15 protein-coding genes and 1 pseudogene are annotated in these 16,404 nt (G+C 57.1%); 8 read left to right on the forward strand and 8 right to left on the reverse strand.

What is annotated here, in order from left to right:
* The first annotated feature begins 50 nt into the window (after nucleotides 1-50).
* The 7 genes from paaK (at nucleotide 51) to paaZ (ending at nucleotide 7,541) form a co-directional block, all read left to right on the forward strand.
* Entirely contained in the window at nucleotides 51-1,361 is a 1,311-nt protein-coding gene (gene paaK, locus QPM17_RS06120; RefSeq protein WP_285389684.1) for a phenylacetate--CoA ligase PaaK, read from the forward strand.
* 329 nt (nucleotides 1,362-1,690) lie between these two features.
* Nucleotides 1,691-2,683, forward strand: a complete 993-nt coding sequence (gene paaA, locus QPM17_RS06125) for a 1,2-phenylacetyl-CoA epoxidase subunit PaaA (protein ID WP_285389685.1) — start codon at nucleotides 1,691-1,693, stop codon at nucleotides 2,681-2,683.
* 17 nt (nucleotides 2,684-2,700) lie between these two features.
* Nucleotides 2,701-2,982: a 1,2-phenylacetyl-CoA epoxidase subunit PaaB gene (paaB, locus tag QPM17_RS06130; protein WP_027831090.1), complete on the forward strand. Its 282-nt coding sequence runs from the start codon at nucleotides 2,701-2,703 to the stop codon at nucleotides 2,980-2,982.
* Between the two features lie 12 nt (nucleotides 2,983-2,994).
* Nucleotides 2,995-3,759, forward strand: coding sequence for a 1,2-phenylacetyl-CoA epoxidase subunit PaaC (gene paaC, locus QPM17_RS06135; protein WP_285389686.1), 765 nt, complete (start codon nucleotides 2,995-2,997; stop codon nucleotides 3,757-3,759).
* A complete protein-coding gene (gene paaD / locus QPM17_RS06140) occupies nucleotides 3,743-4,312 on the forward strand; it encodes a 1,2-phenylacetyl-CoA epoxidase subunit PaaD (protein WP_285389688.1) in 570 nt (189 codons plus the stop codon). The genes paaC and paaD overlap by 17 nt, the downstream gene beginning before the upstream one ends.
* A 13-nt stretch (nucleotides 4,313-4,325) precedes the next feature.
* On the forward strand, nucleotides 4,326-5,405 hold the full coding sequence (gene paaE, locus QPM17_RS06145) for a 1,2-phenylacetyl-CoA epoxidase subunit PaaE (protein ID WP_285389689.1): 1,080 nt from the start codon (nucleotides 4,326-4,328) through the stop codon (nucleotides 5,403-5,405).
* 90 nt (nucleotides 5,406-5,495) lie between these two features.
* Complete coding sequence (gene paaZ, locus QPM17_RS06150; protein WP_285389690.1) at nucleotides 5,496-7,541, forward strand: phenylacetic acid degradation bifunctional protein PaaZ; 2,046 nt, start codon at nucleotides 5,496-5,498, stop codon at nucleotides 7,539-7,541.
* Nucleotides 7,542-7,661: 120 nt separating this feature from the next.
* Here the strand turns inward: paaZ and QPM17_RS06155 are convergent, their stop codons facing one another.
* The 6 genes and pseudogenes from QPM17_RS06155 to QPM17_RS06180 form a co-directional block, all read right to left on the reverse strand.
* The gene (locus tag QPM17_RS06155) at nucleotides 7,662-8,366 is read right to left on the reverse strand and encodes an ABC transporter ATP-binding protein (protein ID WP_285389775.1); all 705 of its coding nucleotides are present in this window, start codon (nucleotides 8,364-8,366) and stop codon (nucleotides 7,662-7,664) included.
* Between the two features lie 210 nt (nucleotides 8,367-8,576).
* A pseudogene (locus tag QPM17_RS06160) lies at nucleotides 8,577-9,026 on the reverse strand (hemerythrin domain-containing protein); the annotation flags it as partial.
* 17 nt (nucleotides 9,027-9,043) lie between these two features.
* Nucleotides 9,044-9,802, reverse strand: coding sequence for an ABC transporter ATP-binding protein (locus QPM17_RS06165; RefSeq protein ID WP_285389692.1), 759 nt, complete (start codon nucleotides 9,800-9,802; stop codon nucleotides 9,044-9,046).
* Nucleotides 9,799-10,806 carry a branched-chain amino acid ABC transporter permease gene (locus QPM17_RS06170; RefSeq protein WP_285389694.1) on the reverse strand — a complete coding sequence of 336 codons (1,008 nt, stop codon included), beginning with the start codon at nucleotides 10,804-10,806 and terminating at the stop codon, nucleotides 9,799-9,801. Before QPM17_RS06170 ends, QPM17_RS06165 begins: the two co-directional genes overlap by 4 nt.
* Nucleotides 10,806-11,681: a branched-chain amino acid ABC transporter permease gene (locus QPM17_RS06175; protein WP_285389696.1), complete on the reverse strand. Its 876-nt coding sequence runs from the start codon at nucleotides 11,679-11,681 to the stop codon at nucleotides 10,806-10,808. Before QPM17_RS06175 ends, QPM17_RS06170 begins: the two co-directional genes overlap by 1 nt.
* A gap of 79 nt (nucleotides 11,682-11,760) precedes the next feature.
* A complete protein-coding gene (locus tag QPM17_RS06180; RefSeq protein WP_285389698.1) occupies nucleotides 11,761-12,918 on the reverse strand; it encodes an ABC transporter substrate-binding protein in 1,158 nt (385 codons plus the stop codon).
* A gap of 301 nt (nucleotides 12,919-13,219) precedes the next feature.
* Between QPM17_RS06180 and paaX the strand changes: the two genes are divergently transcribed.
* Entirely contained in the window at nucleotides 13,220-14,182 is a 963-nt protein-coding gene (gene paaX, locus QPM17_RS06185; RefSeq protein WP_285389699.1) for a phenylacetic acid degradation operon negative regulatory protein PaaX, read from the forward strand.
* Between the two features lie 29 nt (nucleotides 14,183-14,211).
* Here paaX and QPM17_RS06190 read toward each other — a convergent pair whose 3' ends face one another.
* Nucleotides 14,212-15,402 carry a YbfB/YjiJ family MFS transporter gene (locus QPM17_RS06190; protein WP_285389700.1) on the reverse strand — a complete coding sequence of 397 codons (1,191 nt, stop codon included), beginning with the start codon at nucleotides 15,400-15,402 and terminating at the stop codon, nucleotides 14,212-14,214.
* Nucleotides 15,403-15,447: 45 nt separating this feature from the next.
* Nucleotides 15,448-16,236 (reverse strand): acyl-CoA thioesterase, encoded by a 789-nt coding sequence (locus QPM17_RS06195; RefSeq protein WP_285389701.1) that lies wholly within the window; start codon nucleotides 16,234-16,236, stop codon nucleotides 15,448-15,450.
* Nucleotides 16,237-16,404 lie beyond the last annotated feature (168 nt).

Here is a 16,404-nt window from a genome sequence, read left to right on the forward strand (position 1 = left end):
CTTCACCAAACAATGATCATCACAGCACAAGAACAACGCAGGACAGAATCATGAGCTTACCACTCCAGAAAATTGGCAAACTTGACCGGATGGAGACCGCCAGCATTGACGAGCTCCGCCATGAACAGCTTCAGCGCCTGCGCTGGAGCCTGATTCACGCGTACACCAATGTGCCCTTCTACCGGAAGGCCTTTGATGACATCGGCCTGAAGCCGATGGACATCAACTCCCTGGAGGACCTGGCCAAGGTACCGTTCACCACCAAGGCGGACCTGCGTGACAATTATCCCTTCGGCATGTTCGCCACACCCATGTCTGACGTGGTGCGGGTACATGCTTCCAGCGGAACAACCGGCAAACCTACGGTAGTGGGATACACCCAGAGCGACATCAACACCTGGGCCGACGTTGTTGCCCGCTCCATTCGCGCCGGCGGCGGCTCCCGCGGTGACAAGGTCCATGTGGCCTATGGCTACGGCCTGTTCACGGGTGGGCTTGGCGCCCATTACGGGGCTGAGCGCCTTGGCTGTACCGTCATCCCCATGTCCGGCGGCCAGACCGAGAAGCAGGTCCAGCTTATCCAGGACTTCAAGCCGGACATCATCATGGTAACGCCGTCCTATATGCTGAACATTGCCGATGAGATGGACCGCCAGGGTATTGATCCGCATAAGCTGCCACTGCGTCTGGGTATTTTCGGGGCTGAGCCCTGGACCAACGCCATGCGTACCGAGATTGAGGAGCGGCTTGGCATACAGGCTCTGGATATCTATGGCCTGTCCGAAGTCATGGGCCCCGGTGTTGGCATGGAGTGCGTCGAGACCAAAGACGGCCCCACCATCTGGGAAGATCACTTCTATCCGGAAATCATCAACCCGGAAACCGGCGAAGTACTACCCGACGGAGAATATGGCGAGCTGGTCTTCACCTCGCTGACCAAGGTGGCTCTGCCGATCCTGCGCTACCGCACGCGTGATCTCACCCGCCTGCTGCCGGGTACCGCAAGGCCAATGCGCCGGATCGACAAGATTACCGGTCGCAGTGATGACATGCTGATTATCCGTGGTGTGAATGTGTTCCCAAGCCAGATTGAGGAGCAGGTGCTCAAGTGCGAAGCCCTGGCACCTCACTACGAGATTGAGGTTTACAAGGAAGGCAACATGGACTGCGTGGATATCCGTACCGAACTGAAGCCCGGAGTACCCGACAGCCCGAAAAGTCGCGCCGCGGCGGCCAAGGAGCTGGCACACCACATCAAGTCCTACATCGGCATCAGCACCCGCATAGAGGTAGTCGAAACCAACCGCCTGGCGCGGTCGGAAGGCAAGGCCAAACGTGTGTTTGACCATCGTAAAAAATAGGTCTGCATGACCCACGCAGAGCCGGTACGCATCCATTGCGGCTGGCTCTGCGCCCTCTCTGCCCTGGCTTGTCCCGCTCATTGATCGATTTAATTTTACTTTCCCGTCGCTGATCTCAATAGCATTTAGTCACGTATCATGTTTTTAATGATTAAAATCAACGTTATAAGCGTCATTAATCAATACTACCAAAAGAACATGACACACAAAGACAATTCTTGATATTTATTCAGTATCATATAATATGGATGTATTAGCCCTCTGATGTTATCCGAGGGCACCAGTGTTCACGGAGCCACAGAACAACAAGCCCGATCCGGAGGTATTTTATGTACGCCCAGCTCGTTGAAACCGGCGCCAAGCGCCTGAAGACCCTGGAAGAGATGTCGCCTGAAGAGCGCGAGTTCCAGGAAAAGATCGACGCCGAAACCAAGATTGAGCCCAAGAACTGGATGCCGGAAGGCTATCGCAAGACTCTGGTTCGTCAGATTTCCCAGCACGCCCATTCCGAAGTGGTCGGTATGCTGCCGGAAGGCAACTGGGTGACCCGTGCGCCCACGCTCAAGCGAAAGCTGCAGCTGATGGCCAAGATTCAGGACGAAGCGGGCCACGGCCTGTATCTGTACAGCGCCATGGAAACCCTGGGGGCTGACCGTGACGAAGAGATCGAAAAGCTGCATCAGGGCAAAGCCAAGTACTCCAGCATCTTTAACTACCCGACACTCAACTGGGCCGATATGGGTGCAGTGGGCTGGCTGGTGGATGGCGCAGCTATCGTCAACCAGGTTGTGTTACAGCGTACCTCCTATGGCCCCTACTCCCGCGCCATGGTGCGCATCTGCAAGGAAGAGAGCTTCCACCAGCGCCAGGGTTACCAGATCCTGCTGGACATGATGCGTGAAGGCACTGATGAGCAGAAGGCGATGGTACAGGACGCCATCAACCGCCTGTGGTGGCCGGCCCTGATGATGTTCGGCCCGCACGATGATGAGTCCCCGAACTCCCAGCAGTCCATGGCCTGGAAGATCAAGCGCAAGAGCAACGACGAACTGCGCCAGATGTTCATTGACCAGACCGTGCCGCAGCTTGAATTCCTTGGCTGCACCGCACCGGATCCAGACCTGAAGTGGAACGAAGAAACCGGCCACTACGATTTCGGTGACATCAACTGGCAGGAATTCTACGACGTTCTCAAGGGCAACGGCCCCTGCAATCGCGAGCGCATCAAAACTCGCAAGAACGCAATTGACGAGGGCGCATGGGTCCGCGAAGCGGCCGTCGCCTATGCCAAAAAACAAAAACAGCGCGCACAAGCCGCTTGATACTGGAGGAATACAACATGTCTGAATGGCGCCTTTACGAAGTTTTCGTGCGGTCCAAGCACGGCCTGAACCACAAACACGTGGGCAGCGTGCATGCCTCTGACGCCGAGATGGCCATGGAAAACGCCCGTGACCTTTACACACGCCGCAATGAGGGCGTGAGCATCTGGGTTGTGCCCTCCGACACCATCACGGCCTCCGCATCCGACGAAAAGGAAGTGCTTTTCGACCCGTCGGAAGACAAGATTTACCGGCACGCTTCTTTTTACGAGCTGCCCGATGAAGTCGGACACATGTAAGGAGCGATTCCAATGACACAAGCAGAAGCATTAAAGGAATACCTGCTGCGCCTGGCAGATTCCGACATGATCCTGGGCCAGCGCCTTTGCGAGTTGTGCGGAAAAGCGCCGGCACTTGAGGAAGAAATGGCACTGATGAACGTTGCCCTCGATCTCGTTGGTCAGGCCCGCAACTGGTACGAGTACGCAGCCGAGCTGATTGATGATGGCCGCGATGCCGACAAGCTGGCATTCCGCCGTGACGCGCACAATTACCGGAATCTGCTTCTAACCGAGCAGCCCAATGAGGATTACGCCGTCACCATGGGTCGGCAGTTCTTCTTTGACGTGTGGCACTACTTCACGCTCAAGAGCCTGACCGAATCCAGTGATGAGCGAATTGCCGGCATCGCCGCCAAGGCTCTGAAAGAGGCCACCTACCACCTGCGCCGGTCCTCCGAATGGGTCAAGCGCCTGGGTGATGGTACCGAAGAGAGCCATAAACGCATGCAGGATGCCGTGGATATCCTCTGGCGTTTCACCGGTGAACTGATCACACCGGACGATACGGATCGCGCCTTGGCCGAGGCCGGCATTGGCCCGGATCCCGACCAGTTGGCCAAAGACTGGCGCGGCATGGTCAACGAGGTGCTGACTCAGGCCACCCTGACACCGGGCGCCGAAGATGCATGGATGTATATGGGCGGCAAGCACGGCGAGCACACCGAACACCTCGGTTTCATTCTGGCAGAAATGCAGTTCCTGCAGAGGGCCTATCCCGATGCCACAACATGGTGAGTCAGACCACAGGTCAGCCGTCGATATCCTGATTGCCAGTGATCGGGTGCCGGCAAACGCCCGCCCCGATCTGCTGACAGAGGACGACATCTGGGCACTGCTTGAAGAGGTCAAAGACCCTGAAGTTCCGGCAGTCAGTGTCGTGGAGCTCGGCATTGTCCGGGCCGTTCACTGGGACGGCAAAGAGCTGTCCATTGACGTGACCCCGACCTACTCCGGCTGCCCGGCCACCGAGTTGATTGAGGAACTGATTACCGAAGCCCTGCGCGCCGCAGGCTTCCGGGATCCGAAAATCAACCAGGTGCTGAGCCCTGCCTGGACCACCGACTGGATCACAGCCGAAGGCAAAGAGAAGCTTCGGGCATTCGGAATCGCGCCACCCGAGGGCAGCTCCAGCAAGATGAGCCTGCTCGGGGAACCGGACGTCATTGCCTGCCCCCACTGTGGCAGCAAGGATACGGAGCGGGTCAGCGAATTCGGATCCACCGCCTGCAAAGCCCTTTATCGTTGCAAGGAATGCCTCGAGCCCTTCGACTATTTCAAATGCATCTAGAGCCGATACGATCATGAACAAATTCTACTCACTGACCCTCAAAGAGGTCAGACCTGAAACAAGAAACGCGGTATCACTTGCTTTTGACCTGCCGGAAGATCTGGCGGACAAGTTCAGCTACAAGCAGGGCCAGCACCTGATTGTCAGAACGCAGATGGATGGCGAGGAAGTGCGCCGCTCCTATTCGATCTGCCGCAGCGTCAACGATCAGGAGCTGCGCATCGCGGTCAAAAAGGTAGCCGGAGGTCGTTTCTCCACGTTTGCCAATGAACAGCTGAAACCGGGCCAGACGCTGGAAGTCATGCCGCCCCAGGGTCATTTCTCTATCGACCTGGACCCGGAGCGTGAAGGTAATTACCTGGCCGTGGCCGCCGGTAGTGGTATCACTCCGATTCTCTCGATTGTGAAGACCACACTGGAGACCGAACCAAAGAGTGAAGTTACCCTGTTCTACGGTAACAAGGCCACCAGCAGCACCATGTTCCGGGATGAGCTTCAGGACCTGAAGAACGAGTATATGGCGCGCCTGAATCTGGTTTATATCTTCACCCGCGAAGAGCAGGACATTGATCTGTACAACGGGCGGATTGACCACGACAAGTGCGACGCCCTGTTCGATCACTGGATCAACGCCAAGGATCTTACCGCCGCGTTCATCTGCGGTCCCCAGTTGATGACAGAGGACGTACGCGACTCCCTGCTGCGCCATGGTATGGATAAAAGCAGGATCCATTTCGAGTTGTTCACGCCAGTCGGTGGTGCGCCACAGGCCCGCAAGGACAGAGCGCCGTCCAAGGTGGATCCGCAGTCGGTAAGCGAAGTGACCGTCATCGCTGATGGCCGCTCACTGACCTTCCCACTGGTTCGTGACACCAAGAGTATTCTGGAGGCCGGCAACGAGGAAGGTGCAGATCTGCCCTACTCCTGCAAGGCCGGTGTCTGCTCCACGTGTCGTGCCAAGGTTGTGGAAGGTGAGGTGGAAATGGACCAGAACTTTGCCCTGGAAGATTACGAAGTGGAAGCCGGCTACGTGCTCTCCTGTCAGTGCTACCCGGTCAGCGACAAGGTGGTTCTGGACTACGACGAAATGTAGTTTCCGACCAGACAACAGAAAGACACTAGCAAGGCAAGCCCCGCGAAAACAGGGCTTGCCTTGGCGTTTCAGTAACGAATGGAGTTACCCATGTCAGTCCTGAAAAGTTACATTGCCGGCCAGTGGGTCGGCGAAAAGGCCGCGAAGGCCTTGCCCAGCGCCATTAACGGTGACATCGTCGCACATACCCACGACGATACCCTTGATTTCAAGAAAGCTGTGGATTACGGCCGCAAGGTTGGCGGCAAGAACCTGATGGCGATGGATTTCCAGGAGCGCGCCCTGGCCTTGAAGGCCATGGCCATGTATCTCCAGGAGCACAAAAAAGAACTTTACGCCCTGTCGATGCATACCGGTTCCACCAAGGGCGATAACGGCATCGATATCGATGGCGGCTTCGGCACCCTGTTCTCCTACGCCAGCATGGGCCGCCGGGAGCTGCCTTCCGGCAATGTTGTTCACGAGGGCCCGGTGACTCCGCTCGGCAAGAACAACCACTTTGCAGGCACCCATATTCTGGTGCCCCGGGGTGGCGTGGCCGTCCATATCGACGCCTACAACTTCCCGGTGTGGGGCATGCTGGAAAAGTTTGCGCCCACCTTCCTGGCGGGCATGCCCTCCATTGTGAAGCCGGCCACGTCTACCTGTTATGTCACCGAACTCGCCGTTCGTCTGATGCAGGAATCCGGAGCCCTGCCCGAGGGCAGTCTGCAGCTGATCATCGGCAGCACCGGCGACCTGTTTGAACACCTTGAAGAGCAGGACGTGGTCACCTTCACCGGCTCGGCTGCAACCGCCCGCAAGCTCAAGAATCACCCGAACATTATCAACCGCTCGATTCCGTTCAATGCCGAGGCCGACTCACTGAACAGCGCCATTCTTGCGCCGGACGTGACACCCGAACACGAAGAGTTCGACATCTTTGTGAAAGAGGTGGGCCGCGAAATGACGGCGAAGGCTGGCCAGAAGTGTACGGCTATCCGTCGGGTCCTGGTGCCGAAAGACCAGGTGGATGCTGTCTGCGAAAAGCTCAAGGAACGCCTGTCGAAAGTCACCGTTGGCGATCCTTCGGTTGAGGGCGTTCGCATGGGCGCACTGGCCTCCATCGACCAGCTTGAAGACGTCAAAGCCAATATTCAGGAATTGCTGAAAACCAGCGAACTGGTCACCGGCGGCACCGGCGATTTCCAGCCAACCGGCGAAGGCACCGACAAAGGCGCGTTCATCGAACCGCACCTGCTGCTGTGCCGGAACCCTGAGAATGGCTGTGGTGCCCACGACATCGAGGCGTTCGGCCCGGTGGCAACGGTGATTCCCTACGACACCATCGAAGACGCTGTTTCCCTGTGCGCCGAGGGCCGTGGTTCACTGGTCACAACCCTGACGACCCGTGATCCAGCCATTGCCGGCAGGATCGCTCCACTGCTGGCCGCCTTCCACGGCCGTCTGCACCTGCTGGACGCCGAGGCGGCGAAGGAATCTACCGGCCACGGTTCTCCCCTTCCCATGCTCAAGCATGGTGGCCCCGGTCGTGCTGGTGGTGGCGAGGAGCTGGGCGGTATCCGTGCAGTACACCATTACCTGCAGCGCACCGCGATCCAGGGCTCTCCGAGCATGCTGGCAGCGGTTACCCGCGAGTATGTGCGTGGTGCCGATGTTATCGAAACCGAAGTGCACCCTTTCCGTCGCCATTTCGAGGACCTGCAGATCAACGAATCCCTGCTGACTCACCGGCGCACGGTTACTGAAGCCGACATCGTCAACTTCGGCTGCCTGTCCGGCGACCACTTCTACATGCACTTTGACGAAATTGCAGCACGGGACTCCCAGTTCGGCAAGCGCATTGCCCACGGCTACTTCGTGCTTTCCGCAGCGGCCGGCCTGTTCGTTTATCCGGGCGAAGGTCCGGTTCTGGCCAACTACGGACTGGACACCCTGCGCTTTATTGAACCGGTTGCCCCGGGAGATACCATTCGGGCGCGACTGACCTGCAAGCGCAAGATTGATCAGGGTCGGACATCCCCCGACGGGCACCCCCAGGGTGTGGTTGTATGGGACGTCCAGGTTCACAACCAGAACGACGAGCTGGTTGCGAGCTACGACATCCTGACACTGGTTGCCAAGAAGCCCGAGTAACACCGGGCTGACCTGCTTTCTCCCTGTCTTGGACCCCAGGGAGAAAGTCACAGGCAAATAAAAGGGGGACAGGTTTAACGACCTGTCCCCCTTTTATTTGCGCTTTAAAACTTCAGGCAATTACATTCCCAGATACGCCTCACGGACTTTCTCGTTGCTGAGCAGTTCCCGGCCAGTGCCTTCAATCACCACTTTTCCGGTCTCAAGCACATAACCACGGTCGGCCAGCGCCAGCGCCTGGGAGGCGTTCTGCTCCACCAGGAAGATGGTTATCCCTTCCTTCTTGAGCTCCTTGACGATGTTGAAGATTTCCTCAACGATCAGGGGCGCCAGCCCCATGCTCGGCTCATCCAGCAACAGCAGCCTGGGCTTGGCCATCAGTGCGCGCCCCATGGCCAACATCTGCTGCTGGCCACCGGACAGCTCACCGGCCAGGTTATGGCGTTTCTGGCGAAGAATGGGGAACCTGGTGTACATCCGCTCGATGTCGTCCATTACCTCAGCCGTTCTGCCGCGAGTGTAAGCACCCATCAGGAGGTTGTCATGGACACTCATGTCCTTGAAAACCTGTCTGCCCTCAGGCACCTGCACAATCCCCTGAGCCACGCGCCGGTCGGTGCTTATCTTGCTCAGGTCTTTACCCTCGAAGCTTATTGATCCCCGATCCACCGGCTGAAGCCCGGAGATTGTCATCAGTAATGTGGACTTGCCCGCGCCGTTGGCACCCACCAGGGAGACAATCTCGCCACTGTTGATACGGATATCCACATCATGGAGAACCTCGATCTGGCCATAGGAGGTGACAAGTCCCTTGATGGACAGCATTTCCTCTTCTGCATGAGGAGCGGTTACCCGGTCTGCGTGCTTGAGTCCCAGCCCCCCGAACTTTTCCGGAGTGTAACTGACAATCTGGTGGCGCAGTTCCCGGAATTCTTCCCGGACCCGCTCACCAAACAGAGGGTCGTTTTCCACATCCCGCGCTTCGATAATCCGCTGCCAGTCGTCCTCGGTCAGCAGCTTCCGGGCCCGCGGAATAACCACGCCCTCTTCCTTGCGGATATGTTTGCGAAGGGCCTCCGTGAAACGTGCGAGGGCATGACTGAACTCCTCACGACCTTCCGGCCAGCGTTTTTCGCACTCCGCCAGCAGTTTACGCAACTCCACCAGCTTCTCATGCCCGACCACGTAGCCCCTGGCCAGCTTCTCCAGCAGGGGTGCCGTCTCGGGAGACTTCTCACTGAGCCGCTTGTAAAGCTCGATGTCCGTGGGAGTACTGTGGACCCGCTGGGAGAAGTGCTCAATGTAATCAAAGATCGTGGTCAGCAGCCGCTCATCCGGCCGCTGGTCGTTGAGATTCATATCACTCAGAAGCTGATCCAGCAGGTCCAGGACCCGCCACAGCGCCTGATGCTCATGAACAATAATTCGGACGGCCTGCTCGCTGCGTGACTGGGCAGGCGCCATTTCAGTGGTTTGCTCGCTCATGTGAAATGTCTCCTTGCTCAGCCACCGAGATAGGCGGCGATAACGTCCGGATTCTGACGGATTTCCTCGGGCGTGCCCTCGGCCAGAACGCGACCATAGTTAAGCACCAGCAAACGGTCGGATATTCCCATCACCAGTTTCATATCGTGTTCAACCAGCATCACGGTTATGCCCTGATCTGCAATTTTACGGATCAGGTCTTCCAACGCTGCGGTTTCGGTTGCGTTAAGACCTGCTGCCGGTTCATCCAGCAGAATGACCTTGGGTTCAGCCGCCAGGGCCCTGGCAATCTCGAGCCGCTTCAGCGCACCGTAGGACATCGCAGAGGCCTCTGCGCCCACGTACTCGCCACAGCCCACGTATTCCATTAGATCAGCTGCGCGTTTGTAGGCAGTCTTCTCGTCCCGCAGCAAAGCCGGTAACCGGAACAAGGTGGTGAACAGGCTGCTTTTGAACTGCAGGTGACGGCCGAGCATCACGTTTTCGATAGCGGTCATGTTCATGCAGATCTGCATCTGCTGAAAAGTCCGGCACATGCCCCGTTCCGCAAGCTGGTTCGGTTCCAGTTTGGTAGTATTCTCGCCATTCAGCCGGACCTCACCCTTCGTGGGGACGTAGAGGCCGGTAATCAGGTTGAACAGCGTGGTCTTGCCGGCACCGTTGGGGCCGATGACCGAATAGACCTGCCCGGCCTCAACGGCGAAACTGACGCCCTCCACAGCGTGAACGCCACCAAAGGCCTTATCCAGCCCTTTTACTTCAACCAGCGCTGTCATGCCTCACCTCCCGCTTTCTTGCGCATTCTTTTGGAAACAATTGCGGTTAGCGTGGGCAACAGGCCCTTGGGCATGAAAATCATCGTCAGCATCAGGATCAGGCCGAACATGACGGTTTCGAGTTCCTGGAAATCCGCCAGCACCTGCGGCAGGAGGGTCAGCACTGCAGCCCCCAGAATCACACCAAAGGTAGAGCCCATGCCGCCCAGAACAACCATCGTTATAAAGAGAATGGAAAACTCGAAGCTGGCCACCGCCGGGGTGATAAAGCCCAGAAAGTGGGCGTAGAGGCTGCCCATCAGGCTGGCGTAGATAGCGGAAATCACAAACACTAGGCTTTTATACTTCGCAGTGTTCACGCCAACGACACTTGCCGCGACCTCGGACCCGTGCACCGAGCGCAAGGCACGACCTATCGGTGACTCAATCAGATTGAGCGCAAACCAGACAGCCACCAGCAGTATTACGCTGGCGAAGATATACCAGGCCTCGAAACCTTCAATCTCAAGGCCGAACAGCGAGTACCGGGCAAAAGAACTCAGTTCCCAGCCGAATACCTCAAAGGCGGGTACCGGCATACCGTCCGGACCACCTGTCAACGCACGTTCGTTGTTCAGAATAATAGCGATTATGAAGCCCACAGCAAGCGTTGCCATGGACAGGTAATGCCCCTTGAGACGCAAAATCGGGCGCCCCACAACCCAGGCAATAATGCCAACCATGATGGCACCCACCAAAAGTGCCGGTACCGAGGGCCAGCCATAGGTTCCCGTTGCGATACCGGTGAAATAGGCACCAAGACCAAAGAAGCCAGCGTGACCGAGACTGATCTGGCCGGCAAAGCCAACCAGAAGGTTAAGGCCGACAACCGTGGCGGCAAGAATTGCAATCTGGGTAACCATTCCATATTGAAACGAGTTGCTCAGAAAGGCCGGAATAATAACGAGAATGAGCGCGAGGAACACCAACCCACGGAGACGCGACTGCATAAAACGGTTCAACATCAGACACGCTCCACAACTTTGGGACCAAAGAGTCCGCGGGGCATGAAGAAGAGCACCAGCAGGATCATGGAAAACGCCACCGCATCCTTGTAATCGGAGGAGATATACCCGGCCGCCATGGCTTCAACAATGCCCAGCGCAAGGCCGCCAACAACGGCACCCACACCACTGCCAAGGCCACCGATGGCCGCTGCAACAAAGCCCTTCAGGCCCAGGATGATTCCGATGTCGTAGGACGTAAAGGTAATTGGCGCGACCACGATACCGGCAACGGAGCCGAGCAGTGCAGACACCAGAAAGGCCAGCATCAGCACCATCTGTGTCCGGACGCCAACCAACCGGGCAGCCTCCTTGTTCATCGACGTCGCCAGGATGGCTTTGCCTGTCAGGGTCTTGGTGAAGAACAGCACAAGAGCCACTACCACAACGGCACCGACCCCCAGAACCCAGAGGCTCTGGCTGTTCAGAACAGCACCGAACACGCGAATGGGCTCATCGCTGCTGAAATTCTGCATCACATGGTATTCCTTGCCCCAGACAACCTGGGCAATACCACGAATAAAGATGGAAGCACCGATCGTGATAATGATCAGTGTTACTACATCCGCCTGCTTTGCCGGTGCAATGGCGAAGCGCTGAAGCGCTATGCCCAGAATCCCGGCAAGAATAATGGCAAGAACAATGGCAAGTACCATTGGTACGCCCATGGCCGTCAACGAGACAGTCGCCATGCCTCCAATCATCAGGAATTCGCCCTGGGCGAAGTTGATGACATGACTGGCGTTGTAAATAAGGGTGAAACCGAGAGCAATCAGGGCGTAAGTCGCACCGATGGTGATCCCGGTGAACAGGTACTGTAAGAATTCTGCGAGCATAGCGATGGTTCCGGTCGAACATCGGCCGGCGACTTATCCAGAAGGACCGCCGCCGGCCGCGAGACAGGTGAAAGGGATATCAGTCGATCAATTTCCATTCGCCGTTCTGGACTTCCAGAATGCGGAAGGATTCCGGATCAAGGCCGTTGTGGTCATCCGGTGACATATTGAACACACCGGTTACGCCGACATAGCCCTTGATGTTTTCCAGCGCGTTACGAACGGCTTCCGGATCGGTCGAGCCAGCTTCTTCCATGGCGCGAACCGCCAGCATCAGGCCGTCGTAGGCATAGGCACCGAAAGTAGACACCTTGGAGTCCCAGCGGGCTTCGTATTCAGCCTTGTAGTTCTGAACCACGTCTTTCTGGGGATCGTCGTCCGGCAGAGAGTCCGGCACCAGCAGCGGAGATGCAGGCAGGCGCAGGCCTTCGGCAGAGGAGCCCGCCAGCTCGAGGAAGCTGTCAGAAGCCACACCGTGAGACTGATAGAACGGGAGCTCCATACCCAACTGGTCATAGTTGCGGGTTACGATGGCCGGACCCTGACCAAAACCGAAGTTCAGTACAGCTTCCACACCCTTTGTGTTACGGATATTGGTCAACTGGGCGGTCATGTCTGTATCAGATCCGCTGTAGGTAACATCGGCCACGACTTCCATGCCCATCTTTTCAGCCACTTCCAGAGTCTGGCTACGACCGGAGCTTCCGAAACCACCTGTGCCGGAGATCAGGCCGAACTTGGTAATGCCGCGTTCCTTCATGTCGGTCAGAATGCGCTCTGCCGCCATGCGGTCGGTTTGGGGAGTCTTGAATACCCATTTCTTGACCGGGTCTGTAATAACAACCGCACCGGCCAGAGAGATGAACGGCACTTCTGCCTGCTCGATCAGTGGCACCGCTGCCATGGTGGCACCGGTGGTGCTCCCACCAACGATGATATCCACCTGATCAGAGCGAATCAGACGGCTCGCAAAGTTACGGGCGGAAGAGGCATTGCCTACGTCGTCATAGTGGATCAGCTCCAGCTGACGTCCCAGGACACCGCCTTCTTCATTAATTTTCTCGACGTACATCTCGAGTGTTTTCAACTCGGGATCGCCAAGGAAAGATGCCGGACCTGTTACTGACAGGAACGACCCGATTTTGATTGGTTCGGCTGCCTGGGCGCTCATCATCATGAGACCTGCAGCAGCTACCGCTGCGCATTTTCCTGCGCGACGCATCATAGTTTTAAGCATTGTTTTTGTTCTCCCGAATTGTGCAGGGGCTTGAGTATGTTTTTTCCTTCATCCCTGATTACTGCAATCCTTCTTCGCTCCCGGTAAAATTCGATACCATTGACGAATATCAAACGAATTTATTGTATCATAACTTTTATGTCAACCGATTTCAGGGAGCCGATCACGGCTCTCCAAGTAAAGCTGACACTGGCACAACGCGCCAGCACCGCCAGCAGAAAGACAAACCTTTACCTGACACGCAAGACCCGCATAATACGTGCAACCTGTTTCATTGATTATGATTTGCGGACCCGGAACCATGACTGCAAAAAGCCAGCTAGAACTGCTCGTCAAGAATTTTCAGAAAAAACGGCCACTTCGCGCCGGTTCTCTCATCATTACCATCTATGGCGACGCCATCGTTCCCCGCGGTGGCAATGTCTGGCTGGGCAGCCTGATGAAACTGGTAGAGCCCATGGGCATCAGCCAAAGACTGGTCCGCACTTCGGTATATCGCCTGGTTCAGGAATCCTGGTTGCAGACTGAAAAGGTGGGGCGCTGCAGTTATTACAGCCTGACTGGTCCCGGGCTGCGCCGGTTTGAGCAGGCTTTCCAGCATGTTTACAATCTTGATACAGAAGAGTGGAGCGGGGGGTGGTGCCTTGTGTACCTGAACCAGCTGGCCCCGGAACTTCGACAGAAAGTCCGGGAAGAGCTCAAATGGCTCAGTTTCGGCAGCATGGCGCCAGGTCTGATGGAGCACCCGAGATTTACCCGCAACGAATTGATTCCCATGCTGCAGGAATGGGGAGCGCTGGACGACACCATCGTCATGCAGACTATGCCCATGGAACAGAAAAGTCCCAGGGCGCTTCGTCTGCAGGTCCGTGAGAGCTGGAACCTGGACGAGCTGGGAGGTCGGTACCGGCGTTTTCTGACGCAGTTCCGTCCCCTGTGGCGCGAACTACAGTCCGAAGACACCCTCAACCCCGAGGAATGCCTGATTCTCCGGGTCCTGCTGATTCACGAGTACCGTAAAATCCTGCTTCGTGACCCTCTGCTACCCGATGAACTGTTACCGGGTGACTGGGAAGGACGAAGTGCGAAGCAGCTTTGTCGCAACCTGTACCGCAAGATCTATGTGCGGGCTGAACAGTGGCTCGACGAGACTCTGGAGAATGCTTCCGGCCCGCTGCCAGGGCCCAGCGAAAAGTTCTACAAACGCTTCGGAGGCCTTCGCGATGCAAGCACCCTCAACGAAGCCGTGTCTGAGATGGAATAACCGGTCCCCGAAGCCGGTTATTCAGGCGGCTACAAACGGGCCCCTGAAGGCTTGCCCTGGCCCCGCTGTTCCATTTTTCGCGCCAGATGCAACATCACCACACCAAGCGCCATCACAATCATGGTAAGCCAGAGCCCGTTGGTGTAGTTGCCTTCCACATCGGCAAGGTAGCCCACAACGGCGGGTGCCAGCATCTGAGCGATACCATAACTGAATGTTAGCCTGCTCATCGGCCGGGACGGATTCTCCGGGAAAACACGACCCACCATAGCCAGCATCATGCTGACAATACCGATAAAGCTGGCGCCATAAATCACGGCACTGAGCATCACGCTTGCCATTTCGGTGCTGACAATCAGCATCAGAATACTGACAGCGTTGAGGGTGTAAGCCAGGTACAGCGCCAGCCATTGCCCCCAGCGACGCGAGAACACATCCCACAGCCAGCATGCCGGCGTGGCGGCGAGACCGACAATCAGCCAGATCAACCAGCCGTGCCCCCTGAGCTGTGGCATGGCCTCCGCGATAGCCACCAGGAAAGTGGCCGTCACCACATAGCCCACACCTGCACAGAAATAGGCCAGCTGTAATATGCGAATGAAGCGACTCCGCTCACCCCCCGCCTTTTTACCTGCGGTTTGCGGCAAGGCGCAGGCCCGGTAGTCCGGCATCCAGCGCCAGGCCGGAACCAGAAGCACCAACGCCACCAGTCCGTAGATCACCCACTGCGTATCCCAGGTAAAGGCATCCTTGATCAGCTCGGCCACTACCGCCGTAAGAACAATGCCGAGCCCGATACCGGAAAAGAATACGCCCAGCTCGGATTTCTGATTGTGTTTGATCAGCCAGCTCATTAACAGGCCGGCCCCCAACAACATGCCGGCCGAGGTGCTGAGCCCGGAGATAAATCGCAGCACGAACCACAGCCACACATTGGTGGTGTACCCCATAAGAACCGTCGAAACCACTGCAACAACAAGGCCGATCTGGTACAGCCTTACCTTGAGCCCAAGATCGCTGATCCGGGTGATAAGCAGCGCTCCGGTCAGGTAGCCGGCGTAATTCACCGTTGCCAGCATCCCCACCACGGAGGTGCTCAGGCCAAGCGCGGCGACCATCTCGGGGATCATTGGCGTGTACGAGAACCGGGCAATGCCCACCATGACCACAACCGCGATCACACTGGCGACCAGCACTTTCATCGTTTCTATTGGCTTCACGGGGATTCCTTACTTCGAAGACAGGGATGGCCGTTGGTATTATCGCTACCCAAATACCGTTACCGTTTGCCGACTCAGGGCTACCAGCTCTCCGCGAGCAGTCCAGACCCCCGCATGAGTGTGGCCGTATCCGGCACTTGCCTCATCGATCGTCGCCTTGTACAGCAGCCAGTCTCCCGGCTCCAGAGCCGGCCTGGGATGCACGATATCAAGCGCCCAACTCAGGGAACTGGTTTTCACCCGTTCTTTCACATAGGGCAGGACCGCAGGCGGCCAGGCATCAACGAGGGCAATAATGTGGGCGTCTGAAAAGGTTTCCGGCGTCTTCCTGAACTGCATCCAGCCACCAAGCTCTCGACCACCTTTGCCGCTGAATGGAAGATTGCCAAATGCCCACCGCATCTCGATCTGCTGGATGAATTCCGGTGTAACGCCCGCAATATAGTCCAATCCCCTGCACTGGCCCACCGGTTTCACTTCCGGCGCCGGCAAGGCGTCAACCTGCACCTCTGAATCCCTCTCGCCTCCAAAACTGGCCATCGCCACCAGCTTTGGCTCCCCGCCCTGGACAATCCGGCCCATTACCTGGCTGACAGCCTTGCCTTCCCGCAGAATTTCGGCGTCGACGGCTGCCGGCTCATCCGGCGTTACCGGCCCCACGAACGACACCTGCATGGATCGCATGGGGCGCCCCGGAGCAACCACATGAGCCATCCGGTCAAACACCAGCGCCGCACTTACACCACCAAAAGAGGCACGCCCCTGACTCCAGGTTGACGGGATGGTGACCTCTCCATCCTGGGCGACGGTTTCCATTAATCTGTCAAAATTCATCAGCCTGCCTCATTAGCATCCTACCCGAAACAATCCGGAGATTGCCGAATATCCGCCGTGAACGCAACTGCCTGCCCGGCAACTACCTACAGCACCGCTGGTATTAGCCGTGTTAAAGATCCAAGAAACCAGTTATAATCCCCGCCACATCATGCATTGCATTGCAAT

The sequence above is a fragment of the Marinobacter azerbaijanicus genome, from assembly GCF_030250645.1.
Classification (GTDB): Bacteria; Pseudomonadota; Gammaproteobacteria; order Pseudomonadales; family Oleiphilaceae; genus Marinobacter; species Marinobacter azerbaijanicus.